Source organism: Azotobacter beijerinckii (assembly GCF_900110885.1).
GTDB classification, from domain to species: Bacteria; Pseudomonadota; Gammaproteobacteria; order Pseudomonadales; family Pseudomonadaceae; genus Azotobacter; species Azotobacter beijerinckii.
Window position 1 is genome coordinate 42,157 of record NZ_FOFJ01000016.1, and the last position, 25,822, is coordinate 67,978.

The 25,822-nt window shown below is 66.8% G+C and carries 15 protein-coding genes; 7 read left to right on the top strand and 8 right to left on the bottom strand.

What is annotated here, in order from left to right; translation table 11 throughout:
• Nucleotides 1–44 precede the first annotated feature (44 nt).
• The 4 genes from BMY22_RS10405 to BMY22_RS10420 form a co-directional block, all read right to left on the bottom strand.
• On the bottom strand, nucleotides 45–1,496 hold the full coding sequence (locus BMY22_RS10405) for a TolC family protein (RefSeq protein WP_090621757.1): 1,452 nt from the start codon (nucleotides 1,494–1,496) through the stop codon (nucleotides 45–47).
• Nucleotides 1,493–2,755: an efflux RND transporter periplasmic adaptor subunit gene (locus tag BMY22_RS10410; protein WP_090621758.1), complete on the bottom strand. Its 1,263-nt coding sequence runs from the start codon at nucleotides 2,753–2,755 to the stop codon at nucleotides 1,493–1,495. Before BMY22_RS10410 ends, BMY22_RS10405 begins: the two co-directional genes overlap by 4 nt.
• Nucleotides 2,755–6,060 (bottom strand): efflux RND transporter permease subunit, encoded by a 3,306-nt coding sequence (locus BMY22_RS10415; protein ID WP_090621760.1) that lies wholly within the window; start codon nucleotides 6,058–6,060, stop codon nucleotides 2,755–2,757. The genes BMY22_RS10410 and BMY22_RS10415 overlap by 1 nt, the downstream gene beginning before the upstream one ends.
• A 448-nt stretch (nucleotides 6,061–6,508) precedes the next feature.
• Nucleotides 6,509–7,138 (bottom strand): recombinase family protein, encoded by a 630-nt coding sequence (locus tag BMY22_RS10420; RefSeq protein ID WP_425265970.1) that lies wholly within the window; start codon nucleotides 7,136–7,138, stop codon nucleotides 6,509–6,511.
• A 611-nt stretch (nucleotides 7,139–7,749) separates the two neighbouring features.
• Here BMY22_RS10420 and BMY22_RS10425 point away from each other — a divergent pair.
• The 3 genes from BMY22_RS10425 to BMY22_RS10435 all read left to right on the top strand — a co-directional run bounded on the left by BMY22_RS10425 (nucleotide 7,750) and on the right by BMY22_RS10435 (nucleotide 10,747).
• Nucleotides 7,750–9,084, top strand: coding sequence for an OprD family porin (locus tag BMY22_RS10425; protein ID WP_090621764.1), 1,335 nt, complete (start codon nucleotides 7,750–7,752; stop codon nucleotides 9,082–9,084).
• A 732-nt stretch (nucleotides 9,085–9,816) separates the two neighbouring features.
• Complete coding sequence (locus BMY22_RS25360) at nucleotides 9,817–10,137, top strand: helix-turn-helix domain-containing protein (RefSeq protein WP_090621766.1); 321 nt, start codon at nucleotides 9,817–9,819, stop codon at nucleotides 10,135–10,137.
• Nucleotides 10,025–10,747: a 2OG-Fe(II) oxygenase gene (locus tag BMY22_RS10435; protein ID WP_090621767.1), complete on the top strand. Its 723-nt coding sequence runs from the start codon at nucleotides 10,025–10,027 to the stop codon at nucleotides 10,745–10,747. Before BMY22_RS25360 ends, BMY22_RS10435 begins: the two co-directional genes overlap by 113 nt.
• Nucleotides 10,748–10,844: 97 nt before the next feature.
• Here the strand turns inward: BMY22_RS10435 and BMY22_RS10440 are convergent, their stop codons facing one another.
• From BMY22_RS10440 to BMY22_RS10450, 3 genes are all read right to left on the bottom strand, one after another.
• The gene (locus BMY22_RS10440) at nucleotides 10,845–12,110 is read right to left on the bottom strand and encodes a glycosyltransferase (RefSeq protein ID WP_090621769.1); all 1,266 of its coding nucleotides are present in this window, start codon (nucleotides 12,108–12,110) and stop codon (nucleotides 10,845–10,847) included.
• Nucleotides 12,111–12,276: 166 nt separating this feature from the next.
• Complete coding sequence (locus BMY22_RS10445) at nucleotides 12,277–14,415, bottom strand: ELM1/GtrOC1 family putative glycosyltransferase (RefSeq protein WP_244158843.1); 2,139 nt, start codon at nucleotides 14,413–14,415, stop codon at nucleotides 12,277–12,279.
• Between the two features lie 315 nt (nucleotides 14,416–14,730).
• Nucleotides 14,731–17,184 (bottom strand): ELM1/GtrOC1 family putative glycosyltransferase, encoded by a 2,454-nt coding sequence (locus BMY22_RS10450; RefSeq protein WP_090621771.1) that lies wholly within the window; start codon nucleotides 17,182–17,184, stop codon nucleotides 14,731–14,733.
• 744 nt (nucleotides 17,185–17,928) lie between these two features.
• Between BMY22_RS10450 and BMY22_RS10455 the strand changes: the two genes are divergently transcribed.
• Nucleotides 17,929–18,972, top strand: coding sequence for a glycosyltransferase family 2 protein (locus BMY22_RS10455; protein ID WP_090621773.1), 1,044 nt, complete (start codon nucleotides 17,929–17,931; stop codon nucleotides 18,970–18,972).
• 30 nt (nucleotides 18,973–19,002) lie between these two features.
• Nucleotides 19,003–19,719 carry a 2OG-Fe(II) oxygenase gene (locus tag BMY22_RS10460; RefSeq protein ID WP_090621775.1) on the top strand — a complete coding sequence of 239 codons (717 nt, stop codon included), beginning with the start codon at nucleotides 19,003–19,005 and terminating at the stop codon, nucleotides 19,717–19,719.
• 422 nt (nucleotides 19,720–20,141) lie between these two features.
• On the opposite strand, the gene BMY22_RS10465 is transcribed toward BMY22_RS10460, so the two are convergent.
• A complete protein-coding gene (locus tag BMY22_RS10465; protein WP_090621776.1) occupies nucleotides 20,142–22,460 on the bottom strand; it encodes an ELM1/GtrOC1 family putative glycosyltransferase in 2,319 nt (772 codons plus the stop codon).
• A gap of 439 nt (nucleotides 22,461–22,899) precedes the next feature.
• Between BMY22_RS10465 and BMY22_RS10470 the strand changes: the two genes are divergently transcribed.
• Nucleotides 22,900–24,081: an isovaleryl-CoA dehydrogenase gene (locus tag BMY22_RS10470; protein ID WP_090621777.1), complete on the top strand. Its 1,182-nt coding sequence runs from the start codon at nucleotides 22,900–22,902 to the stop codon at nucleotides 24,079–24,081.
• Between the two features lie 130 nt (nucleotides 24,082–24,211).
• Nucleotides 24,212–25,819 (top strand): carboxyl transferase domain-containing protein, encoded by a 1,608-nt coding sequence (locus BMY22_RS10475; RefSeq protein WP_090621778.1) that lies wholly within the window; start codon nucleotides 24,212–24,214, stop codon nucleotides 25,817–25,819.
• Nucleotides 25,820–25,822: the final 3 nt, after the last annotated feature.

A 25,822-nucleotide genomic window follows, 5' to 3' on the forward strand; every position in this document is an offset into this window, starting at 1 on the left:
TGCACCGTTCCGGGCTTGCCGCGCCGCAGGCCGCGGGTCCGCGATCAATGGGGGGAGGAGGTGCCGTGCAGCCCGGACAGGGTCAGATCGGTGCCGGCTTTGGGGTCGGTGTTCACGTCGATGCCGCCGGCGGGCGGGGACTTGTCCAGGTGGCCGTATTGTAGGGTGCCGAAGGGCTGGATCTGCTCGGGCGTCGGCAGGGCGCTCCGCTCCCAGCCGCCGCCGAGCGCACGGATCAGTTCGGCCGAGGCTTGGAGCAGCTCCGTCTTGATCTGCACTTCCCGGCTGCGGGAGGTCAGGGTGTTCACCTGGGCCACGATCAGGTCGAGGCTGGTGTTGAGGCCGCCCTTGTACAGCTCCATGGTCATGTTCTGGGTCTGGCCCGCCGCGTCGACCGCCGCATGCTGGTTCTTGACCTCCTCGCCCAGGCGGCTCACCCGGCTCAGGCCGTCCTCGACTTCGCGGAAGGCGTTGAGGACCGTCGAGCGGTAGTTGTCGCCGGTCTCGCGGTACATCGACCAGGCTTTCTGCACCCCGGCCCGCCGCGCCCCGCCGGTGAAGAGCGGGAGTTCGATGGCCACCTCCGGCTTGAGGTCGGTCGCCTCGAGGGAGACGTTCGGATAGAAGGAGGCGCGCTGCACGCCGATGCTGCGGTTGGCCTCGGCCATCATGCGTTCGGCGCGGGCGATATCGGGTCGGCGCTGCAGCAGTTGCGAGGGGACGCTCACCGGCGTCTCCGGGACTTGCATGCCCATGTTGCTGTCGACCGGCTCGATGTGGAATTCGCTCGGCGAGACGTTGGCGAGGATCGCGATGGCGTGCTCCATGACCTGGCGCTGGGCCTGGATGTCGAGTTCCTCCGCCCGCGTGTTGTAGAGCAGCTCCTGGGCCCGCACGGCGTCGAGCTTGGGCGAGAGGAGGCCGGCCACGCGGGTTTGCACGATCTCCAGCGATTTCTCGTAGTGCGTGATCGACTGCCGGTAGTTCGCATCCTGGGCGTCGAGGCCGCGCAAGGCGAAATAGTCGTGGGCGATCTCGGCCTGCAGGCTCAGGCGCGCCGCCGCGTATTCGGCGGCGCGCTGCTGGGCGACGGCGGTTTGCGCTTTCGTTTCGTTGCGGATCGCCGACCAGATGTCCGGTTCCCAGGACACCAGGCTGGCGGAGGCGCCGAAGCCGAGAATGGCCTGCGGCATGAGCTTGGAGCGGGCCTGCATCATCGTGTCGCGCGCCTGCTGGAAACGCTCGCCAGCGGCTTGCAGGTCGGCGTTGTTGGCGGTCGCCTGTTCCTCGATCCGGTCGAGGACCGGGTCCTTGTAAAGCTTCCACCAATCGCTCTGGACGACCTGGTCGGGGGCGCCGGACGGCGTTTTCCCGTTCCAGTTCGCCGGGACGACGAGTTCCGGGGGTTGATAGGTCGGGGCCAGGTCGCACGCCGACAGGGCCAGAAACAGCGAAAGACCGGCGGAGCGCCCGACCGCACGCAAGAATCGCTTCATCGCTTCACCTCGCCGGCCGAGGATTGCAGGTTGGTTTCGGGCGTTTGCCGGTGGGGCGTCTCGCTCCCGGCCGCTTCGGCAGCGGGGGCGACATGGCTGTAGCCCGGGGTCGGCGGGACGAGTTCGACCTCCTCGCCCTCCATCAGCGCGGCGGGCGGGTTGTCGGCGATCCGGTCGCCCGCGGTGAGGCCGTCGGTGATCTGCACCTGTTCGCCGAGAATCTTGCCGGCGGTGACCGGCTTGTAATGGATGCGCTGGTCGGCCGTCACGGTCGCGACCTGCAGGCCGTTTTCCTCGAAGACCAGGGCGCTGGTCGGGATGGTCAGGATGCGATTGTCCGCCGGCGCCGTCAGCTTGACCGTGGCATAGGAGCCGGGCCACAGGCTGGCATCGCCGTTGTCGAGGGTGAACTCGGTGACGGCCGTGCGGGTGTTCGGATCGTAGCCCTTGGCGACCGTCAGGAAGTTCGCCGTGTAGTGGCGGTTGGGGTATTGCGTCACTTCGACGTCCGCGGTCAGGCCCGGCTTGAGCATGTAGGAGAACACCGCCGGGACGGAGACGAACAGCCGCATGCTGTGGGTGTCGGCCACCGAGAACAGCTCCGTGGCGTCGCCGCTGGCGCCCAGGCTGCCGCCGCCTTCGTTGACCAGGTCGCCGACGTTGATCGAGCGCGAGGTCACCGTGCCGTCGAACGGCGCGACGATCTGCTTGAACTTCTGCAGCGCCTCGAAGCGCTTGACGTTCTGCTGCGCCGCCTCGTAGAGGGCCTTCTCGGATTGCGCGTTGGCCTCCTGCTCGGTGATCGACTGCTCCGACACCGCCTGGGAGTTGCGCAGCGCCACCCAGCGCTTGGCGGTGACCACCGCCAAGTTGTACTTGGCCTCCGCCGAGCGCAGGTCGGCCTTGGCCTGGGCGTATTCGGCATCGAGCGCCGGGGTGTTGATCTCGGCCAGCAGGTCGCCGGTCTTCACGTGGGCGCCGAAGTCCTTGTGCCACATCTTCACGTAGCCGGAGACCTGCGCGTAGATCGGCGCCTGGTACCAGGCGTCGACCGATCCCGGCAGGGTGAGGTTTTCCTCGCTCGGCCCGGCCTGCGGGTTGACGACGGAAATCTTGGGAATCGCGCTTTCGAGGGTTTCCTCGCGCAGCGCTTCGGTATGCTGGACCCGGCTGTAGACCTGATAGCCGCTAATCCCGCCGATGGCTGCGACGACCGCGACAGCGAGGATCGCGCCGCCTTTGCTCTTACTCTTGCGCATCAGGCGTTCTCCTTCTTGCGGTTTTTCCGGTAGTAAACGATGGCATAGACGCAGGGCACGAATAGCAGGGTGGAAATGGTGGCGACCGTCAGACCGCCGATCACGGCCCGGCCGAGCGGTGCGTTCTGGGAGTTGCTGATGGACATGGGCACCATGCCGATGATCATCGCCGCGGCGGTCATGATGACCGGGCGAATCCGCCCGTAGCCGGCCTCGATGGCCGCCCGGATGGCATCGCCGTGCACCTCCAGCCGTTCGCGGGCGAAGGACACCACCAGGATCGAGTTCGCCGTCGCCGTGCCCATGCACATGATGGCGCCGGTCAGCGCCGGTATGGACAGGTTGGTCCCGGTGAGGAACAGGCCCCAGGCGATCCCCGCCAGCGCGCCCGGCAGGGCGGTGATGATGATGAACGGGTCCAGCCAGGACTGGAAATTCACCACGATCAGCAGGTAGATCAGCACGATCGAGATCGCCAGGCCGACGACCAGCTGGCCGTAGGAGCTGGCCATGGTTTCCGTCTGGCCGCGGATGTCGATGGCCGACCCTGGCGGCAACTCGTGTTCCAGGGAGGCGATGGCTTGCTCGACGTCCGCCGTCACGCCGCCGAGATCGCGTCCTTCGTTGGAGACATAGATGTCGAAGAGCGGGATCAGGTTGTAGTGCGAGACCTGGCCCGGCGTGCCTTTGGTGGTGAGCGTGCTCATGCTGCCGAGGAACTGGGTCGGCTTGCCGTCCGGGTTGCCGTCGCCGTTGCCGAGCGGGGTGGTCAGCAGGTCGTTGACGCTGGTGAGCTGCTCCTGCGGGGTATAGATGTTGATCGGATAGGACAGGCCGTTTTCCGGGTTCAGCCAGTAACTCTGGTGGACCTGCTGGCTGCCGGACAGGGTGATCAGTTCGTTGTTGGCCAGATCCTCTTCGGTGGTGTCGCTGCTCAGACCCAGGGTCCGGTTGCCGTTGACCAGGATGGTCGGGGTGCGCATGGTCTGCTGGATGTTGACGTCGGAGGCACCGGTGATCTTCTTCAGCTTGTCCTCGAGCTTGAGCGCGAACTCGTAGTTCTTCTGCGCGTCGAGGCCGGAAATCTGCACGTCGATCGGCGCCGGAGAGCCGAAGTTGAGGATCTTGGCGGTGAGGTCGGCAGGCTGGAAGGTGAAGACCGTGCCGGGGAATTTCTTCGCCAGGCCGTCGCGCAGAATGGCGCGGAAATCCCACACGGGGGCGGTTTCGTTCTTCAGCGAGATGGTCAGGTCGCAGTCTTGCGTGCCGATGGTCGGCGTCGGGATGAACGCCAGGTTGTGCGGGCCGACCGGCAGACCGCAGTTGTTGACGATTTCCTCGACCTGGCCCGGCAGCAGGCGCTCGATTTCCCGGTTGACCAGGGTCACGATCCGGCCGGTCACTTCGATCCGCGTACCGAGCGGCGCCCGCATGTGCAGTTGCAGGGTGCCCGATTTGATTTCCGGGAAGAAATCGCGGCCGCTGAAGTAGAACAGGCCGGTCGAGGCCACGGCTAGGATCAGGAAGCTGAGGACGAAGCCGGCGCGGTGCGCGATGGCTTTTTCCAGCAGGTCGCGATAGCCCTCGCGGAAGTTCGAGAAGCCCCGTTCGAAGCCTTTCTGGAAGCGCCCGAAGAGGCCCGGCGGCTTGCCGCCGTGACCCTGGGCCGGCGTGTGCGGGTGGTTCTGTGCGGCATCCCGTTTCTCCAGCTGCAGCTGCCGATGGTGTTCCTCGTTGAACTTCGCCTCTTCCGCGGCATCCAGTACCGCCGCCTCGTGCGGATGGTGCGGCGCATGCGGATGCCCGGCCGGCGCGTGGTGGGCATGCCCGGCGAGCAGGTACTTGGCCATGGTCGGTACCAGGGTCCGCGACAGGACGAAGGAGGCGAGCATGGCGAAGATGATGGCTTCGGCCATCGGCATGAACAGCCAGCCGGACACGCCTTCGAGGGTGAACAGCGGGAACCAGACGATGCAGATGCAGAGGGTCGCGACGAGGGTCGGAATGACGATCTGGTTGGCCGCATCGATGATCGCCGTCTCGATGTCCTTGCCCATCTCCAGGTGGGTGTCGACGTTCTCGATCATCACCGTCGCGTCGTCGACAAGGATGCCGACGGCCAGCGCCAACCCTCCGAGCGTCATGACGTTGATGGTCTGGCCCGCCCAGCCGAGGCCGATGATCGAGCAGAGAATGGCCAGCGGAATCGAGGTGGCGATGATCACCGTGGCGCGCCAGGAGCCGAGGAACAGCAGGACCACGATCCCGGTCAGCGCGGCGGCGGTGACCATCTCGTGCACCACGTCCTTGATCGAGTCCTTCACGAAGGTCGAGGCGTCGTTCATCAGACTGACATGGACGTCCGGCGGCAGGATCTTCTGCAGCTTCGGCATCAGGTCCTTGACCCCCTGGACCACGTCGAGGGTCGAGGCCTCGCCGCTCTTCATGATGACCACCAGCACGGCCTGCTTGCCCTTGACCAGCACGGAGTTGGTCTGCGGCGGCCCGGAGAGGGACACGTGGGCGATGTCGCGCAGGTGAATGTAGGCGTTGCCGATCTTCTTGATCGGCAGGTCGTCGAAGTGGTCGATGGCCATCGGAATCGCGTTGGTCTGCACCATCCAGTCCTTGGCGCCGATCTTCTGGTCGCCGGCCGGCAGCACGATGCTCTGCTTCTCCAGGGCCTTCTCGACGTCCACGCCCGACAGGTGATGGGCCAGCAGCTGTTGCTGCTTGAGGTTGATCAGCAGGAACGGCGGCTTGCCGCCATAGGGGTGAGGAACGATGGCGCCCGGCACCGTCACCACGAACGGCCGGATACGCGCGAAGGCGAGGTTGTAGAGATCCGCCGGGGTGCGCGAGTCGGAGGTCACCTGCATGGTCAGCACCGGCACCGACGACGCCTCCAGGCGCATGATCATCGGCGGCGAGATGCCCGGCGGCAGCTGCGGGATGACCGTCTGGGAAATCGAGGCGACATCCGCTTCGGCCGGGCCCAGATCGGTACCGGGGTGGAAGTAGATGTTGGTGATCGAACTCCCGTAGTAGGACGTGCTTTCGATGTGCTCGATACCTTCCACCGTGGAGGTCACGGCTTGTTCGTAGTAGCGCACGATGCGTCCGCCGACGTCTTCCGGCATCAGGCCGGAATAGGTCCAGACGACGGAGATCACCGGGACCCTGATGTTGGGAAATACGTCCGTCGGGGTGTGGAAAACCGAGCGGATACCGAACAGCAAGATGAGCAAGGCGAGGACCACGAACGTATAGGGTCTTCGCAGAGCGGTAATGACAATCGCATTCATGTAGACAGACGTCCTGGCAATGAAAGGACAGGTGAGCGCCCGAGTGTCGGCCCGGCCCGGGCCATGTCGACGAGCAGTCTTTCTCGTCCCTGAGACAGGTGCGATCCGCACGGTGCGGTGTGCACAGGCGTGCAGAGATACAGGATGACGACACGCTTAGCAACAATTTGAAATAAGTTTTTATAGTGTAAATTTTATGTAAATGATAAATTAAAAAAATTTTTTACACGTTTTTTGACAATCTTCGCGTGAAGATCGCAGGCACGATGCGCCCGGAGGTTTCCGGCGGGGCCGGGACGATTTCATGGGTCTGGAGATGACGGGTCGATGCGCGAGAGGCGGCTCCGGGTCGCCCGGTGGAGGGGGTGGGATGGCCCCGTTGACGGGCGTGGCCCGCCGGTATCGTGACCTGCGGGGGCAGCAGCCGGCCCCCCCCGTGACGGGCCGCTTATCGGGCTTGTTCCAGCAGCCTCATGCCGTCCGGCCGCAGCTCGCCCTCGGGGGAGACATGCCGGTACAGCGTCTGGCGGGTAATGCCGAGTTCCTTGCAGAGGTCCGACACCTTGGTTCTGGGCTCGCCCATGGCGGCCATCGCCAGGCGCAGCTTGGCGGCGGTCAGCTTGAACGGCCGTCCGCCTTTGCGGCCGCGCGTTCGCGCCGAGGCCGGTCCGGGCGCTGTTCGCTCGGCAGTTGGCTCCCGCTCGAACTCGGCCAGCGCGGCGAAGATGCCGGACACCAGGTTCCCCGCCTGGGTGGTGTCGATGGCCGCACCGTGGCCGGCCAGCACCTTCAGCCCGACGCCGCGCGCGATCAGCTCGTGCACGGTGCCGATCAGGTGGCGCAGGTCCTGGCCGAGGCGGTCGAGCTTCCATACCACCAGGATGTCGCCTTGGCGCAGGGCTTTCAGGCAGGCGGCCAGGCCGGGTCGCGCATCCTGGCGCCCCGCAGCGCGGTCTTCGTAGCAATGGGTCTCCGGCACTCCGGCGGCGACCAGGGCGTCGCGCTGCGGGGCGGTCGTCTGGGCGTCGTCTGTCTCGGAGGCTCGCATGTAGCCGATCAGCATCTTTTCACCTGTCATCTGTGCATCGACTGCGTGACGGCCTGCGGAGCGGGGCTTGTCACCAAAATGTCATTTAACAAGTTGTTTTCACCAATGCGCCGAAAGGTATTTGCTTAGCAAGCTAATTGCAAGATCGAAATGTTCGCTCGATGTCCATAGGGATGCTGGCGGTATTTTGTAAGTGATTATTGCTGCATGGCCCGAGGGACTTCCCCGTCCGTCGTTCATCGCGCGGCCGCGCCCTGACTTCCTTCCTTGAAAGCCTGCCGAAAGCTTGCGTGGCTAGGATGTGCCGCGAGGCACACCACCGCAGGCCATCCGGGCCGATCCGGCACGCCTCCCTCAGGAAATCCTACGCAGTGGTAGCGATTTCCCTACAACAACAAAGGAAGCCACTGTATGCCGTGCATGTCGCCCGTCGTTCCCCCGCCCGCTGCCGCTGCCCCCGGCGTTTCGTCCGTGCGACGAGGTTGCCCCGTCGACGGTTCGTAGTCGTCCCGGCTGCCGCCTTTCGACCCACTGCCGATCCCTTTTGCACGCTGTGTCCGGCCGGTCCGGTGCGCCCCCGTATGGCCTTTGCCAGGCCGGGCACCGCCAGCGCAGCGCGTCATCCATCCAGGAGATACAACATGTACAAGACTCCACTCGCCCGCCGCGTGGCCCTGTCCACGCTGGGTGCGGCCCTGGCCATGCCCGCGGCCGAGGCGGCCTTTCTCGAAGACAGCAAGGCCACCCTCAAGATGCGCAACTTCTACATCAACCAGGACACTCGCAACCAGGATGCTCCCAAGGCGGAGGAGTGGGGCCAGGCCTTCACCCTCGACTATAAGTCCGGCTTCACCGAAGGGCCGGTCGGCTTCGGCCTCGACCTGACGGGCCAGTACGCGGTCCGCCTCGATGCCGGCGGGCGTGAGGGCAAGGCGGGCGTCGAGCGTAGCCCGGGCTCGGTTTTTCCGCTGGAGAGCAACGGCAAGGCGAGGCGCGATTTCGGTCGGCTCGGGGCGACCGCCAAGATGCGCTACTCCAAGACCGTGGCGCAGGTCGGCACCCTGATGCCCAAGCTACCGGTATTGAGTTATAGCGACGGACGCCTGTTGCCGCAGATGTTCCAGGGCGCGCAGGTCACCTCCAAGGAGATCAAGAACCTGACGCTGATCGCCGGCAAGATCGAGCACTCCACCGAGCGCAATTCCAGCAACAGCGATAGCCTGTCGATCGCCGGTGCCGACGGCCCGGACGATGGGCGTTCCAGCAACGAGTTCTATTACGCCGGTGCCGACTACAAGGTCACCGACGACCTCTTGCTGCAGTACTACTATGGCAACCTGCGCGATTTCTACACGCAGCACTTCTTCGGCCTGGTCCACGACTGGGCGCTGCCGGTGGGTTCGCTGCAAACCGACCTGCGCTACTTCGAAAGCAACTCCGATGGCGAGAACAGCCACTCTTCCGGGCGCGCCGACGGTTACGTCAGCAGCGGCTACTGGGGTGCCGGCTCGTCCCACAGGGGCGAGGTCGACAGCCACCTGTGGAGTGCGATGCTCACCTACTCCCTGGCTGGCCACGAGCTGAGCGCCGGCTACCAGCAAGTCACCGGCAACAGCGACTTTCCACACATCAACCAGGGCAACGGTCGCTCGCTGTACCTGATTACCAATGCGCAGATGGGCAAGTTCGCGAGTTCCGGCGAGAAAACCTGGGTAGCTGGCTACGCCTATGACTTCGCCAGTATCGGTGTGCCGGGTCTGAAGACTAGCCTGACCTACTTCAGTGGCGACGGCATCGATGCCGCCGGCAACGACCACAAGGAATGGGAGCGCGACCTGCGGGTGGACTACGCGGTGCAGTCGGGCCTGTTCAAGGGCGTCGGCTTCACCTGGCGAAGTGCCATGCAGCGCGGCAACGACACCCGCGACCGCGACGAGAACCGACTGATCGTCAACTACAGCATTCCGTTGCTCTGACGGCTCCGCGCCGGAGCCGCCGGGCCGCTGCGCCTGGGCTTCGGCGCTTTCGGGTCGACCTCCTTCCCGCCGCGCGCTTGGCTGAGCAATTCTCCGGCACGACAGGCGGAAATCTTCGGCACGAACAAAAACGGCGAGGGGTTAGCCTCGCCGCTTCGTGTCGTTCAACCGCATCCCTGGTTCCTCATCCTGAGGAGGTCGCTATCCTGCGACTTTCCCTGGCCGCCATCCTTGGTCGGCTTGCGTCGTTCCGTCGACGTCTTTGTGGGATTCAATCTACTCCGGCAGCTGTTCCGAGCCAATTGGGAGAACGCTCGATCTGTTGTAGGCGATGGCTTACAGCGCGGGAGAGGCGGGGTTCCCCAGCGTGGGGGAAGTGATTTTTGCTGCGCAAAAAAATCCCTCCGCAGGGGAGGGCAAATAGGTACTTGCGCACATACGGTCCTTCAATTCGCTCACTTTGAAGATAGACCATACTGTGCGAAGAGCATGCAAAAATTTTTGCATGGCAAAAATCCTCATGATTGCTTGGCACTTATCGAGACCGTGAAGGAGGCCGCGGGCGTTCAGGTGCCCGGCAGGAGTATCCACTTGATGGGGGACCGGTGTCCGGTTCGAGAGGGCAAGTCCCGGCTGAGCCAAATAGGCAGCCTTGGCTTAACCCCCGTTCTTGCTTCTCCTTTGAGGGTTGGCTATCTACCTACATAACGTGCGGGCAGGAGTTGGTAAGGCGTGACGACATGCGCCTGCCAATACCGCGTCGATCCGGCGCCCGAGCACGCCGAGCCGTTTGCCAAGGCCTTCGGGTGCGTGCGTTTCGTCTACCGGGAGAGTCCTACGCATGCCGTTACCTTGGCCGGCTCGATGGAGCGGTTGCAAGTGACACAAAAGGATTCTAGAAAAAGTATTTTGGGCCAAGCGGATGATGGGTGGACAAACCATGCGTTTTCTAAATACCAAGGCTCTCGATCAACTCGATGCCCAAGCCTTTCAGCATCAGCGTCCCTATCCCTGGGTCAATCCCTATGGGGTGCTGACCGACGAGGGTTATGAGGCGCTGCGCCAATCGTTGCCGTCCGTCGACCGCTTCGAAGCCAGCTTCGGCAAGAAGCGAACCTACGGCCAGCAACCGCACGACCGGCTTTCGTTGTCCTATACGCCCGGCATGGAGCTGTCTCCCGCCTGGCAAGCGTTCATGGAGGAGATCAAGGGGCCGGTCTACCAGGACTTCATCGCCCGCATGCTGGGCACGCGCAATTACGAGTTGAGATGCCACTGGCACTACGCGCCAGCCGGCTGTTCGGTCTCGCCGCACTGCGACGCCCTGTCCAAATACGGCTCGCACATCTTCTATTTCAACACCGAAGAGGACTGGCGTCCGGAATGGGGCGGCCAGACCGTCGTACTCGATGACGGCGGGCGCTTCGACTTTCGCAGCGCCCCCGCGTTCGAGGATTTCGACAGCGCCATCGATTCCACGGCGATGGGCAACTACAGCTTCCTGTTTGTCCGCAACGGCAATTCCTGGCACGGGGTGCGCGCGATCACCTGTCCGCCCGGTCATTGTCGCAAGGTGTTCATCGTCGTGATTCGCAAACGCCGCTCCGCCTTCAAGCGGCTCTACCAGGGCATCTACCAATGGTATCGGCGTACCGCCGCATGACGACACGTCGACCGACAGTCCCTGCGAGGTCTTGCGCTGGTGCAGCGTGGCTGGCGCGGGCCGTGCCGGCGCATGCGCCGATGCAACGTCCGCATGGTCAGCGGTGATCGCCCAGCGCTCCGCCGCTGGAGCGCCAACCGGCAGCCTCACGGGGCTGCCGGTTGGCGAACAGCAGCGCCAGATACTGTTCGACACTGCGCTCCAGGGTGAAGTCGGCGCCACGCCGACGCAGAACCTCGGCCGCCACGGGCGCGTCGAGCGCCCGCCGCATGGCGGCGGACAGCGCCTCGGCATCGTTGGGGGGCACCAGTTCGCCAAACCGGCCGCCTTCCAGTATCTCGGCGGGGCCGCTGGGGCAATCCGTGCTCACGACCGGACAGCCGCACGCCATGGCTTCGATCAGGGCATTGCCGAGTCCTTCGAAGTCCGACGACAGCACGAACAGGGCGGCACGGGAAAAGGCTGCGTAGGGGTTGCTCACGAAGCCGGGGAGCGCCAGATCCCCGCCAATCCCCAGCTCGCCGATCAAGGCTTCCAGCTGCGCCCGCTGCCGTCCCTCGCCGAGGATCAGCAACCGCACCGGCCGCTGTCGACGCAACAGGGCGAAGGCCTGCAGCAAGAGCGGAAAATTCTTCTGCGGCGCCAGCCGTCCGGCGGCGACGATCACCGGTATCCCATCGCAGGCGGTCAGCCAGGGATGCGGAGCGGGCTCCTTGGCCCTGGCCGCCAGCTCGGGCGTAATCACCGGGTTATAGATCGTGGCGATACGGCCACGCGGCAACCCGGTAATGGCGCTCAGGTCGTCGGCCACCCCGTTGGAAACCGCCACGACGGCATCGGCCCGGGAATAGACACGCCCGATCAGCGGCAGCAGCGCCCGCCAGCGGGCGGCGCCCTTGACGCTTTTCTGGAGGATCTTGAACGACAGGGAGTTATGCTCGGTCACCATGACCCGGGTCGATACCCGCGCCAGCCGCTTTGCCCACAGGGCCGTCAGATTGCAGTAGGAGTTGGCGGCGATCAGCGCATCCGGCCGCTGTGCGCGCAGATAGCGGGCCAGCGAGGCCAGGTAGGGAAATTGCCTGTCGGGCTTGTCGGCAAAAAGCACAGGCCGTGCCAGCGCTTTCCAGTCGGACCACGACGATGCGCTCAGGATCAGCAAGCGGCCGCCCAGCGGGCGGGCCGGGTCGAGTTTCACGATGTGGGCGCCGTCCGGCACCTGATCCCGAAAGGCCCCCTCGGCCTCGTTGACCACCAGATCGACCTGATGGCCGTGGGCTATGAAGCCTTCCGCCAGATACAGCATGACACGCTCCGTGCCGCCTCCTGCGAAACTCGGTGTGTACAGGGCAATCCTTGGCATCGCATGGTTCTCCCACCGGTTGATAATGTTCCGCAGCGGGCAAGTCGTCCCTCATGTGGCGTGCCGTTCTGGTTCGAAGAGCGGGCTGCGAAGAGCGGTTGCTGCCGGGCAACGGCGCCAGGGAATGCCTGGCGATACGGCGATGTCCTGACTCGGCGTCTTCATTTCAGGAACGGATCGGGCGTTCGGCGGCCATGAGGTCCCGGATTGCCTGCAGGGCTCGCGCACGGGAGGCGGCGAACAGCTCGGGGGACAGTTTCGGCGTCCGCTCCAGTCCTTCCGGCAGCGGTGCCACTCCGAGCAACTGGTGCGCCTGCCCGTAGAGCGGCTCGCGGACGATCCAGCCCCTCCAGACGAGCCAGTCGTAAAAGCGCTCGAGCCGGGTCTGTTCCCGCGACGGGTCCCGTCGCGGGAAGACTCCCAGCCATCCCTCGAGCGCATTCACGAGACGCTGCATCGGATGCCGGCGCACCGGCAGGGGATGCATGGCGACCGGCCGGCCGGTCATGCAGGCCTCGCTCAGCATGGCGACGCTGTCGCCGGTCACGATGAAGGCGTCGGCCAGCGCGAGCAGGGCACGGTGAGGGTTGTCCTCGCCGCTGCCGAAGCGATAACCCCAGGACGGCACGTCGATGGCGGCCAGCAACGCCTCGGTCGCGGCACTGCCCGTGCGCGGGCTGGTCGAGACCAGCAGCGAGCCGCCCCGGGCCCGCGCCGCGGCACAGGCTTCCAGGCTCAGATCCCTGGCCGATTGCGCATCGAGCGAATAGGAGCCAGTCCTGCCGCCTACCAGCAGCGCGATCCATGGCCTGGGCAGGTGGGCGAAGCGCTGTTTCCAGAGGGCCAGATCCTCGCTGTCGAGCGGGTGCTCGGCGATGAAGGGCGCGGACAGGCAGAGCACGTTGTCGTGCAGCGGCAGGCAGTGCTGCGGGGTGGAGATCACCAGGTCGAACCGGGACAGCGGTATGCGCGGCCGTCCCAGCATGACCAGGCGCGTGCGCCCTTCGGCCTGGTGCTTGATCCCCTGGGCCAGCGGTACCGCGCAGCGCCCTGCGCAGAGCACCAGGTCCGGCCAGGGCGGCGCCAGCGCGTCGATCCGGGTGCCGTAGCGCTTGATTTCGTACGGCCAGCCCAGGGCGTTGGCCATGTCCAGCAACTGGGCATAGTCGCCGGCGGTTCGGCTCTGCAGCACCCAGACCCTGGGGGGGGCGGTCCGTTGGGCGACGTCCGCCCGGTAGCGTCGTGCCCGGCCCAGCGCATCCGGACAGTCGAGCTGCCAGTTGCGATCCGGATAGCGCCGTGCGATGCGCCGCACCAAGGCCCTCCAGCCCGCCAGGCTGCCGATGGCCGACCCCTTGGGCCCCGGCGCCGCCCTCACCAGGACCCAGTGGCGGCCGAGTTGGAACAAACGGTCGAGCAGCCAGGGAAGATCTTCCACCGGCAGGTGCTCGAGCCCATTCGCGGCGATGACATCCTGCTGCGGCAGATCCTCGCGCCTCAGCGCCTCCATGGACCAGCGAGCCGCCGGCTGCCCGCCGGCATCCGTCGTGCTCCACGCCCCGACCAGCGCCCATTGCAGGCGGGCGGACTCCGGCAGATGGCGGCACAGCTCGGACGCCGGCGCCGCGGGTGCCTTGGCCAGTCGTGCGCAGGCCGGCAGAAAACCGGGGCTGGGCTGGGCGAGGGTATGGACTTCGAAGCCCTCCCGGTCGGCCGCCAGCTCCAGGCTATGGAAAAGCTCGGCGCGCGGATCGATGTGGTACGAGTAGCGCTCGGGCCGGGGACGCCAGGGCTGCAGGGGCAGGCTCGTGTAATGCAGCAGGCGGGATTGCCCTGGCCGATATTCCAGGTCGCGGGCATGCCAGCGGGGATCGAGGGGGCCCCAGCGGTCGGGCTCGGACGCCGCCAGGCTCTGCAGCGCCTCCGGGCTCAGGCGGCGCCGCGCATCGGCATTCCAGCACGCGGCCATGCGCGCGCAGTCGATCAGCATCACGGTGGTGTCGGTGGGCGACGTGGCCAGATAGCCGTGTCCGTCCATGGGCAGGTCGAAGAGTTCGGCAGGGTCGCTGAGGTAGATCTGGCCGACCTCGTTGTAGAGCGCTCGCCCATGGGCTCCGGCCAGTTCCGGAACGGCAAAGCGGGCCTGGCCGAACCCGCTGCTCCGGGGCGATGCCGGAAGCGCGGTCATGGGGTAGATCGCGTAACGCCGGTCCGGGTTGCGCACGCGCTGGAGGGCGTAGAAGAAAACCCGCTCGGCCCGGTGCTGTTCCGGTCGGGTCGCGAGGAATATGCGCACCTCCGGCATAGGCGGGGCGCCCTTCCGAGCCGCCAGGACGACGGGCGTCATGCCCGGTGCGGCGTCGAGCCTGTTCACTGCCGGGCTGGGCGATCCGATGATCGACCGGGACCGAGCGAGCCATTCATTGGCTTGGAGGTTCATGCATGTCCTCACGCGGGAAGTTGCCGGGTATTGGTGGATGCAGACGTTCAGTACAGCACGGTTGCCGGATGGCGGCCGGTGCAGCGCCGCTCGGGCGTTTCCCGTCGAAGCCTTTGCGCGCCCGGAGATCCGGCTGGCGGGCCGGGGCGTCCGGTTGCTCCGGGCGACGGCGGCAACGCCTCAGTGCTTCGCGGAGCGGCGGCGAGGCCGGGTCGCGGCGTCCGTGCGGGCGAGCATGCCGCGATTCCGATCGGTCGCCTGGAGCGCCTTGGCGAGGTCGGCCTCGACAGGCCCGACGCCTTCGGGGCTGCTCCGGAAGGCCTGGGCCTCTCGGTCCAGCATCAGGTCCCGGATCGCCTGGACGGCCCGCGCGCGGGAGCCGGCGAGCAATTCGGGGGAGAGTCCGGGCAGCCGGTCCAGCCCCTCCGGCAAGGGACTCACGCCCAGTGCCCGATGCACCTGTCCGATAAGGCGCTCGCGGTTGAACCAGCCCACCTCGACGGCCTTGTCGCAGAGACGCCCGAGAAGACTCTGCTGCAGCGGCGTGCCGCGGCGGCTCGCCATCCGGCCGATGGCGTTCAGGAAACGCTCGGAGGCATTCAGCAGCCCTCCCAGCGGCAGTCGCCGGGCCGGCAGGGGAAACATGGCCACCGGCCGGCCGGTCATGCAGGCCTCGGTCAGCATGTTGATGCTTTCGCCGGTCACGACGAAGGCATCGGCCAGCGCCAGCAGTGCCGGGTAGGGGTTGTCGCCGGCGCTGCCGAAGCGATAGCTCCACACGGGGACATCGATGGCTGCCAGCAGCGCATCGGTCGCGCTATCCGAGGTGCGCGGACTGGTCGAGACCAGCAGCGAGCCGCCCCGGCTCCTGGCCGCGGCGCTGGCCTCCCGGCCCAGGGCGGTGGCCGTCTGCGCATCGAGCCGGTAGGGCTTGCTGCTGCCGCCCACCAGCAGCGCGATCCAGGGTCGAGGCAGATGGGCGAAGCGCTGCCGGCAGGCGTCCAGTGCCGCCGCATCGAGCGGGCGTTCGTTGAGGAAGGGTGCCGGCAGGTCGACCACGTTGCGCCGCAGCGGCAGCCCGTACTGGGGCGTCGTCACCACCAGATCGAAGTGCGACAGCGGCGCGAACGGCCGCCCCAGCACCACCAGGCGGGTTTTCCCTCCCGAACGGCGCTTTATCCGGCGGGCCACCCACGACGAGAGCCAGCCCACGCTGATCGCCAGATCCGGCCAAGGAGTTGCCGGCTTCGCCAGGCAGTCCTGTAGCCGCTTGAATTCATAGGGCCAGCCCAGGGTCTTGGCGAGGTCGATCAGTTGCATGTTGTCGCCGGGGTGGATGCTGTGCAGCAGCCAGACCGTCGGCAGCGTATCGCTGTCCTGGATACGCCGCGCCATGTCTGCCCGATAACGCTGGACCAGCCCCTGGCGATCCTCGCCGTCGAGCTGCCAGCCGCGATCCGGATGACGCCGCGCCACCCGCCGCAGCAGGGTTCGCCAGCTCTCCAGGTCGCCGTTCGGTGCCCCTTCCGGCCCCACCGATACCTTGACGAAGACCTGCTGGCGGGCGAGTTGGAACAGGCGATCCACCAGCCAGGGAAGATCCTCCGGCGGCAGTTGCTCGAGACCCGTGACGGCGACCGTATCCTGGCGCGGAAGGTCGCTGCGGCGCAGCGCTTCGATGGGCCGGTGTGCGACGGATAGACCGCTGGCGTTCGCCTCGCTCCATGCCCCGACCAGCGCCAGGCTCGCCGCGCCGCGTTCCCGCACCTGGCGGCAGATCTCGTCCGGCCGCGTCGCCGCGGCCCCGGTTAGCTGCCGGCAGGCGGAGGAGAAGCCGGGGCTGGGGTTTTCGGCCGTGTAGATTTCATAACCTTCCCGGTTGGCCGCCTGCTCGAGGCTGTGGAAGCATTCGGCATGGGGATTGATATGGTACGAATAGCGGTCGGGCGTGGGCCGCCAAGGCTGCAGGTGCAGGGCGGTGTAATGCAGCAGTTTGGATTCGCCGTGGCGGTACTCCTGGTCGCGCGCATGCCAGCGGGGATCGAGCGCTCCCCAGCGGCCCGGCTCGGCGGCCGCCTCGGTGCACAGGGTCTTCTTGGCGGTGTGGCAGGCACTGGCGAAATTCCAGCAGGGGGCCATGCGCGCGCAGTCGATCAGCATCACCGCCGTATCCTCGGGCAGCAGCGCCAGGTAGCCGTGCTCGTCCATCGGCAGGTCGAACAGCTCGGCCGGGTCGGCCAGGTAGATTTGGTCGACGTCGTTGTAGATCGCCCGTCCGTGGCGTCCGGCCAGGTCGGGGATGGCGAAGCGGTAGTTGGTGAAGCCGGTGCGCCAGCCGCGCCGGTCGAAGCCCGGCAGGCCGCTCATGCGATAGACCTCGTAGCGCCGGTCCGGGTTGCGCACCCGCAGCAGGGAGTAGAAGAAGACCCGCTCGGCCCGGTGCTGCTCCGGCTGGGTGCCGAGGAAGATCCGTACCGCCGGCGCCTCTTTGGCGCCGAGCCGGGCTTCCAGCACGACGGGCGCGATGGCCGGCACCGCCGTCGTCGACTCGCCGGTCCCCGCAGCGGGGACGCCGGTGTCTGCTCGGCGGAAGGGCAGAATCCGAGGGGCCGGTGTCTTGTCGAAGAAATCCATGCTTTCTCCCGATAGGCGGGCGAGCTGCCGAAGCGCAGCTCGCCGAGTTTGTGATCCATCACGTCGAAATCGCACATGCACAGCCGGGAGAGCGGTCAAGCGGTGTCGATTCGGGGGCCTTCAGGCCGAGCGCCACCCGGCCAGCGTCCTTACCCGTTAGCCGCTGAATACACCGTCATGGCTGAACTTCTGGTAAACAGATCATCAATTTTTGATGACGCCGACCCGGACTTCCGATGAGAACGCCCAGTGTTCAAGCATTAAAGCATTGAATTTTTTCAGTGCTACGGAAGTGACCTCAAGCGCTCCTGTTCGGCGCGCAGGGTATAGCCCGTAAGGAGTTCGGCCGTTTCAGTTCGGGCGGTCGTGGGAAGTTCGGGCTAATTGCTTAGTTACAACTAAAGAAAATGAAAAAAACACGTAAGAATTGTGAAGAAGACGTTCGAGGTCGGTGCGTTCGAACTCCCAATAAATGACCGGAGCGATGTCCCGCAGGACGGCGTACCGCGGGGTTCGCGGCGCGGATCGACGAGTCCGGCGAAGTTGGGGGAGGGGATTGGGGTGTAGGGTGGGAGACTCGGAAAAGTTCCATTGGCTACCGGCAATCCTCGTTCGACGCCAGAGGGATATCGCGCGATTGCCCTGCCGCCTCGGCCGATCGTCATAGGCCAATTGTGTTACCGTGCACACTTTCGGGGCTGTCCGAAGTTTCAGCGCCAGTCCGTCAGTTACGGAAGTTTCCCCATGTCCCCAACACCGCGTGTGACCGTATTCATCCCGGTACATAATCGTCAGCACTACATCGGCACGGCTGTCGACAGCATACTGGCGCAGACCTTCGAGGACTTCGAGCTGCTGGTTGTCGACGATGGCTCGACCGATGCCACCCTCGAGGTGTTGTCGCGCTACCGGGACCCGCGCCTGCGCGTGGAATGCAACCCGCACAACCTGGGCCTTCCGGCGACCCGCAACCGTGGCCTGGAACTGGCGCGCGGCGAATACATCGCCCTGCTCGACAGCGACGACAAGGCTTGGCCGACCCGCCTTGCGCGGCAGGTCGAGACACTCGACCGGCATCCCGAGCTGGTGCAGATCGGCAGCGCCTGCGATTTCATGGACGCCAACGGCCAGCGCATCAAGCGGGTTCGCCGCCGGCCGCTGAGCGCCGATGACGTGGATGCCAGCCTGCTGTTCTATTGTGCCTTGACCAATCGCACGATCATGGGGCGCACCGCGATCCTGCAAGCGTATCGCTACAGCGAGGACTTCCCGAGCTGCGAGGACTACGAACTGCATCAGCGTCTGGCCCGGACGTATCGCATGGCCAATCTTGCCGACGTACTCGTCTGCGGACGCGAGCACAGCGGCCGCTTCACCCGGCAAAACTATGGGCTGGGCCATGACCGCAAACGGGAGATCAGCCGTCGCGCGCTGCTCGAACTCGGCATAACGCCCAGCGAAGAAGACCTGGATCGCCACTATGCCCTGGCGCGCCCCCAGAGGCTCGGTGCCGCCCTGGACTGGGATTATCTCGACTGGGCCGAGCAGTGGCTGGCCCGGATCGATGCCGCCAACCGGCGTACCCGGCGCTATGTTCCCGAAGCGCTGGTACGCGTCATGACCGAACACTGGATCGATCTGTGTCGGCGCGCCCGCCGCCAGCTCGGGCTTGGCGCATACCTGCGCCTGCTGCGCTCGCCGTTGGCCCGGCGCATCCCCGAGGCCATTCTGCATTCCCTGCGCAAGCCCCGCCCGGAGTCGATTCAATTCGGCGAACAGCGATCCTGAACACGTGATTCTGCGAAAAAGGAGTATCAAATGCGTTATCTGGATTTCGAGGCCCTGGAGCGCATGGATGCCAAGGCTTTCCAAGCGCAGCATCCCTATCCCTGGACCAATCCGGCCGGCCTGCTGACCGAAGAGGGCTATGCCGCCCTGCGCGAAGGCCTGCCGGTCGTCGAGCAGTTCACGGAGGTCGTAGGTAAGCGACGCCGTTACGGCCAGCGTTCCCACGACCGCCTGGCGTTGGAGTATTCGCCGACGCTCTCGCTCTCGCCGCCCTGGCAGGCGTTCATGAAGGAGCTGAGCGGCCCGGACTATCGGCAGTTCATCGCGCGCATGCTCGGTACGCGTGCCTTCAGGCTGCGTTTTCACTGGCACTACACGCCGGCCAGTTGTTCGGTCTCGCCGCATTGCGATGCCCGCGAAAAACTGGGCTCGCATATCTTCTATTTCAATACCGGGGACGACTGGCGACCCGAGTGGGGCGGACAGACCGTCGTGCTCGACGACAAGGGGCGTTTCGACGCCAGAAGCGCGCCGGCATTCGAAGACTTCGACAGCGCTACCGAATCGCAAGCGATGGGCAACTACAGCCTGCTGTTCTGCCGGCGCGGCAACTCGTGGCACGGCGTGCGCGAGATCAACTGTCCGCCGGGATCTTACCGCAAGGTCTTTATCGTGGTGATCGACGAGGACCGGCCGTTCAAGCGGCTTGCCAAGAAATTCAAAGGCCTGTTCAAGCGAGCAGCCTGATCGCCGCGTCGTCCGCTTCTCGAATAGCTCCCCGATCGGCTTGAGAGCGGGGCCGCACGGCGGCAGGTAGCGCGTCGGCACCCCGCACCCCGCACCCCGGCGACCTTGGGCGAACCGGGGTTGCCCGGCGCCACGCTATCGCCGGCCCCGGGGGGAGGGCGCTATCGCCTTCCCCCCGGGGTTCGTCGAGGAGCCGCGGGGCGGCTCGCCCTTCGCGGCGCAGTGCCCGGACGAAGCCGGTCGTCTTCCCGCGACCGTCGGGCACCTGTTCCGGGCAACACGTCCCACGCAGCGCACTTCCCCGGCCGGGGCTCATGCCGGTGCCCGCCCGGGTTTTCCCGAGCAAGACCATTCCCCATTCGCCGGGCCGTTCAAGCCGTTGGCCGCCAGCACCCGGGCACGCCGATCCTGGCGAACCGTCTTCAGCTCGTGGGCCTCTCGGCTTCCATGATCGCGCGGATCGCCAGGAGCACCCGCGTCCGCGAGGCGACGAGCAACTCGGGGGGCATTTCCGGCACGCGATCCAGCCCCCCCGGCAAGGGCGTCACGCCCAGTGCCAGGTGGATCTCCTCCATGCGCCGTTCGCGCTTGAGCACGCCCGTCTCGATCAGGCGGTCGTAGAGGCGCCCGAACTTGTTCTGCTGGCGCGGAACGCCGCGGCTGCCGGCGACCGGGTCGATGAGGCCGATCTTTCGCTCGAACGCATGCTTCAGCCTGGCCTTCCAGCGCCGCCGGACCGGCAGGGGGAACACCGCCACCGGCCGGCCGCTCAGGCAGGCCTCGGTCAGCATCGAGACGCTTTCCCCGGTCACGACGAAGGCGTCGGCCAGCGCCAGCAGCGCCCGGTAGGGATTGTCGGCGGCGCTGCCGAAGCGGTAGCTCCACACCGGCGTATCGATGGCGGCCAGCAACGCCTCGGTTGCGGCCTCGCCCGTGCGCGGACTGGTCGACACCAGCAGCGACCCGCCACGGGCCTTGACCGCGGCGCTGGCCTCCCGGCCCAGGGCGGTGGCCGTCGGCGCATCGAATTGATAGGGAGTGCTGTTGCCGCCGACCAGCAGGGCGACCCAGGGCCGCGGCAGATGGGAAAACCGCTGTCGCCAGGTTTCCAGGGTCGCCTCGTCGAGCGGGTGCGCGGCAATCACCGGCGCCGGCAGATCGACGACGTTGTCCCGCAGCGGCAGCCTGTATTGCGGAGTGGTTATCACGAGGTCGAACCCGGAAAGCTCGGCGCGCGGTCGGCCCACCACCACCAGACGCGCACGCCCCCCCGACTGGCGCTGTATCCAGCGGGCCGGCAGCGCCGTGCGCCATCCGGCACTGAGCACCAGATCCGGCCATGGCGCTGCCAGCGCTTCGACAGGGGTACCTGGCTGCTTGATTTCATAGGGCCACCCCAAGGCCTCGGCGATGGCGGTCAGCTGCGCATTGTCGCCGGCGTGTTCGCCCTGCAGCAGCCAGACCGTCGGGAGTTCGCTGCCGCCACGGGTGCGCTGCGCGAAGTCCGCCCGGTAGCGCTGCGTCCGCCCCTGGCGATCCTCGCAGTCGAGCTGCCAGCAGCGACCCGGATAACGCTGCGCCACCCGGCGCAGCAGCGCCCGCCAGCCGCTCGGGCTGCCGATCAGGGACCCCTCGGGCCCCAGCGCCGCGCTCACCAGGACCCACTGGCGGCCGAGCCGGAACAGGCGGTCGACGACCCAGGGCAGATCCTCCAGCGGCAGCCGCTCGAGACCGCGCGCGGCAATTGCGTCCTGCGGCGGAAGGTCGTCGTCGCGCAGCGCTTCCACCCGCCAGTGCGGAACGGCCGCCGCGCCGGCCTCGGCCTCGCTCCAGGCCCCGACCAGCGCCAGATTCGCCGCGCCGAGTTCCCGGGCCTGGCGGCAGACCTCGGCCGGCGGCGTCGCCGGCGCCTGGGCCAGGTCTTCGCAGGCCCGGGCGAAGTCGGGGGAGGGCGCCGCAGCGGTGTAGATCTCGTAGCCCTCCGCATCGGCCGACTGTTCGAGGTTCAGGAAGTGCTCGGCGAAGGGGTTGATGTTGTAGGAGTACTGCTCGGGCGTGGGCCGCCAGGGCTGCAGGTGCAGGGCGGTGTAATGCAGCAGCTTGGATTCGCCGTGGCGGTACTCCAGGTCCCGGGCATGCCAGCGGGGATCGAGCGCGCCCCAGCGGCCCGGCTCGGCGGCCGCCTCGGCGCACAGGGACTTCTTGCTCTTGCGGCAGGCCTTGGCGAACGTCCAGCAGCGGGCCATCTGCGCGCAATCGATCAGCATCACCGCGGTATCCTGGGGCGACAGCGCCAGATAAGCGTGCTCGCCCATCGGCAGGTCGAACAGCTCGGCGGGATCGGCGGTGAAGATCTGGTCGACGTCGTTGTAGATCGCCCGCCCCTGGCAGCCGGCGAGGTAGGGAATGGCGAAGCGGTAGTTGGTGAAGCCGGTGCGCCAGCCCTGCCGGTCGAATCCCGGCAGATCGCTCATCCGGAAGACTTCGTAGCGCCGCTGCGGATCGCGCACCTTGAGCAGGGAGTAGAAGAAGATCCGCTCCGCCCGGTGCTGCTCCGGCTGGGTGCCGAGGAAGATCCGTACCGCCGGCGCCTCGGGCGCCCCGGGCCGGGCCTCCAGCACGACGGGCACGATGTTCGGCACGGGGATCGGCGCATCCGGGGCAGTGCCGGCCGGGTCGGTCGATTGGGCGGGAGCCAGGGGCCGCTGGGTTTGCGTTGGTACGTTCTTGAGGGAAGCCATAGAGCATGCATGTCCATGCAGGTGGATAGTAGAAAAATACTATTTTCTTTACGTCGCTTGGGTAAAAGCCATGCCGGCGGGGGATGGGGAGGGTTCGCCTCAACGCCGCCAGTCGCGGCCGAGGGCGCGGGCCGGTCGCTCCGGCGATCCGGGCGAAGGCATCGTCGCTGGCGATTCGCCGCATCGAGGCGCCGCAGCCGCGGTTCGGCCCCGTCCCGACAAGGCTCGTCGAACCGCCCGCCCGGTTGCTTGACGCGGATCAGCGAAGAGTATCGCACGAGCGCCTCGCCATTGGCCGTCAGGCCCGACCCTTCAAGGACGGCTATCCTGCACGGAAAGCGCATCGGCTGTTCGCCAGGCGCCGATCGACCCGTAACGCGCCGCGCGCCGGGAAAGCCGGGCCGATCCGACCGAATAACGACAAGAAGGAAGCGTGGAGATGAGCAACCTGCCCGGACTGAATTTCTTCCTCGGCGAGGAGATCGACATGCTGCGCGATTCGGTGGCCGGCTTCGCCGCCCGGGAGATCGCCCCGCGCGCCGCCGAAGCCGACCGCAGCGACCAGTTCCCCATGGACCTGTGGCGCAAGTTCGGCGAGCTGGGCCTGCTCGGCCTGACCGTCGCCGAGGAGTACGGCGGCGCCGGCATGGGCTATCTGGCGCACATGATCGCCATGGAGGAGCTGTCCCGCGCCTCCGGCGCCATCGCCCTGTCCTACGGCGCGCACTCCAACCTCTGCGTCAACCAGATCCACCGCAACGGCACGCCGGCGCAGAAGGAACGCTTCCTGCCCCGGCTGATCTCCGGCGAGCACATCGGCGCCCTGGCGATGAGCGAGCCCAACGCCGGCTCCGACGTGGTGTCCATGCAGCTGCGCGCCGACCGCAAGGGCGACCGCTACGTGCTCAACGGCACCAAGATGTGGATCACCAACGGCCCGGACTGCGACGTGCTGGTGGTCTACGCCAAGACCGACCCGGCGGCCGGCGCGCGCGGCATGACCGCCTTCGTCCTGGAGACGGACAGCCCCGGCTTCTCGGTGGCGCAGAAGCTCGACAAGCTCGGCATGCGCGGCTCGCACACCGGCGAGCTGGTGTTTTGCGACGTGGAGATCCCCGCGGAGAACGTGCTCGGCCAGGTCAATGAAGGGGTCAAGGTGCTGATGAGCGGCCTGGACTACGAGCGCGCCGTGCTCGCCGGCGGCCCGCTGGGCCTGATGCAGGCGGCGATGGACGTGGTGGTGCCCTACATCCACGACCGCAAGCAGTTCGGTCAGAGCATCGGCGAGTTCCAGCTGATCCAGGCCAAGGTCGCCGACATGTACACCACCCTGCAGGCCTGTCGCGCCTACCTCTACGCGGTCGGCCGGCAGCTCGACGCGCTGGGTTCGGGGCACGTGCGCCAGGTGCGCAAGGACTGCGCCGGGGTGATCCTCTACTGCGCGGAGAAGGCCACCTGGCTGGCCGGCGAGGCGATCCAGATCCTCGGCGGCAACGGCTACGTCAACGACTACCCGACCGGGCGGCTGTGGCGCGACGCCAAGCTCTACGAGATCGGCGCCGGCACCAGCGAGATCCGCCGCATGCTGATCGGCCGCGAGCTGTTCGACGAGACGCGCTGATCGATCCATCCGGTGGAAAACCGCTGCGCGGGTTTTCCACCCTACGCCCCACGGTCGCCCCGGTAGGGTGGAAAACGGCCGCAGGCCTTTTCCACCGAGACCAGCGCCAACGGCATCAGGGAGCTAGCCCATGGCCATCCTGCACACCCAGCTCAACCCCCGTTCGCCGGAGTTCGCCGCCAACGGCGCGGCCATGCGCGAACAGGTCGACCAGTTGCACGTCCTGCTCGGACGCATCCGCGAGGGCGGCGGCGCCAAGGCCCAGGAGCGCCACACAGCGCGCGGCAAGCTGCTGCCGCGCCAGCGCATCGACCGCCTGCTCGATCCCGGCTCGCCGTTTCTCGAGATCGGCCAGCTCGCCGCCTTCGAGGTCTACGACGAGGAGGTGCCGGCCGCCGGGCTGATCGCCGGCATCGGCCGCGTCGAGGGCGTCGAGTGCATGGTCATCGCCAACGACGCCACGGTGAAGGGCGGCACCTACTACCCGCTGACGGTGAAGAAGCACCTGCGCGCCCAGGCCATCGCCCGCGAGAACCGCCTGCCCTGCATCTATCTGGTGGATTCCGGCGGCGCCAACCTGCCGCGCCAGGACGAGGTGTTCCCCGACCGCGAGCACTTCGGGCGGATCTTCTTCAACCAGGCGACCATGAGCGCCGCCGGCATCCCGCAGATCGCCGTGGTGATGGGCTCCTGCACCGCCGGCGGCGCCTACGTGCCGGCGATGTCCGACGAGACCATCATGGTGCGCAATCAGGCGACCATCTTCCTCGCCGGCCCGCCGCTGGTGAAGGCCGCCACCGGCGAGGTGGTCAGCGCCGAGGAACTGGGCGGTGCCGACGTGCACTGCCGGACCTCGGGGGTCGCCGACCACTATGCCGAGAGCGACGAGCACGCCTTAGGCCTAGCCCGGCGCTGCGTGGCCAACCTCAACTGGCACAAGCAGGGCCGGCTGGAGAGCCGCGTGCCGCGTGCGCCGCGCTACCCGGCCGAGGAGCTGTACGGGGTGATCCCGAGCGACGCCCGGCAGCCGTTCGACGTGCGCGAGGTGATCGCCCGCCTGGTCGACGACAGCGCGTTCGACGAGTTCAAGGCGCTATTCGGCACCACCCTGGTCTGCGGCTTCGCCCACCTGCACGGCTATCCGCTGGCCATCCTCGGCAACAACGGCATCCTGTTCGCGGAGGCGGCACAGAAGGGCGCGCACTTCATCGAGCTGGCCTGCCAGCGCGGCATCCCGCTGCTGTTTTTGCAGAACATCACCGGCTTTATGGTCGGGCAAAAATATGAGGCAGGGGGCATTGCGAAACATGGCGCCAAGCTGGTCACCGCGGTGGCCTGCGCCCAGGTGCCGAAGTTCACCGTGATCGTCGGCGGCAGCTTCGGCGCCGGCAACTACGGCATGTGCGGGCGCGCCTTTGAGCCGCGCTTTCTGTGGATGTGGCCGAACGCCAAAATCGGCGTGATGGGCGCCCAGCAGGCCGCCGGGGTGCTGGTGCAGGTCAAGCGCGAGCAGGCCGAGCGCGCCGGGCAGTCTTTCTCCGCCGAGGCGGAGGAAGCGATCCGCCAGCCCATCGTCGAGCGCTACGAGCGCCAGGCGCATGCCTTCTACTCCAGCGCCCGGCTGTGGGACGACGGCGTGATCGACCCGGCGCAGACCCGCGAGGTGCTGGCCCTGGCGCTTTCCGCCGCGCTCAATGCGCCCATCGAGCCGACCGCTTTCGGCGTGTTCCGGATGTAAGAG